Origin of the sequence: Paraburkholderia fynbosensis (assembly GCF_902859935.1) — a bacterium.
In the GTDB taxonomy this organism is placed as follows: domain Bacteria; phylum Pseudomonadota; class Gammaproteobacteria; order Burkholderiales; family Burkholderiaceae; genus Paraburkholderia; species Paraburkholderia fynbosensis.
Window position 1 is genome coordinate 1 of the sequence record NZ_CADIKI010000087.1, and the last position, 618, is coordinate 618.

Sequence of the window (618 nt, forward strand, 5' to 3'; positions counted from 1 at the left end):
GGATCACTCGCGTTGCCCGCCGGATCGGTGGCGACCACTTCCACCGTGCCGTTCGTCTGCGGCACGTCCGTCGACACACTGTAATTGCCCGAGCCATCGGCCACGGTCGTGCCCGTGCTGCCGTCCGGATACGTCACCGTCACGGTCGAGCCCGGCTCGGCCGTGCCACCCACCGTCACGCCACCATCCTCGTTCGGCGTCACGTTGACTGCCGGCGACTGCGGCGCGGTCGTGTCCGTGTAGTTCACGTCCGTCGGATCACTCGCGTTGCCCGCCGGATCAGTGGCGACCACTTCCACCGTGCCGTTCGTCTGGGGCACGTCCGTCGTCACGCTGTAGTTACCCGAGCCGTCCGCCACGGTCGAGCCCGTGCTGCCGTCCGGATACGTCACCGTCACCGTCGAGCCCGGCTCGGCCGTGCCACCCACCGTCACGCCTCCGTCCTCGTTCGGCGTCACATTGACCACCGGCGCCTGCGGCGCGGTCGTGTCCGTGTAGTTCACATCGGTCGGATCACTCGCGTTGCCCGCCGGATCGGTGGCGACCACTTCCACCGTGCCGTTCGTCTGCGGCACGTCCGTCGACACACTGTAATTGCCCGAGCCATCGGCCACGGTC

1 protein-coding gene is annotated in these 618 nt (G+C 68.4%); it reads right to left on the bottom strand.

Annotated elements, in window-relative coordinates:
- Positions 1–618, bottom strand: a 618-nt coding sequence (locus tag HV770_RS38120) for an Ig-like domain-containing protein (RefSeq protein ID WP_246291640.1), incomplete at both ends; no start/stop codon positions are given.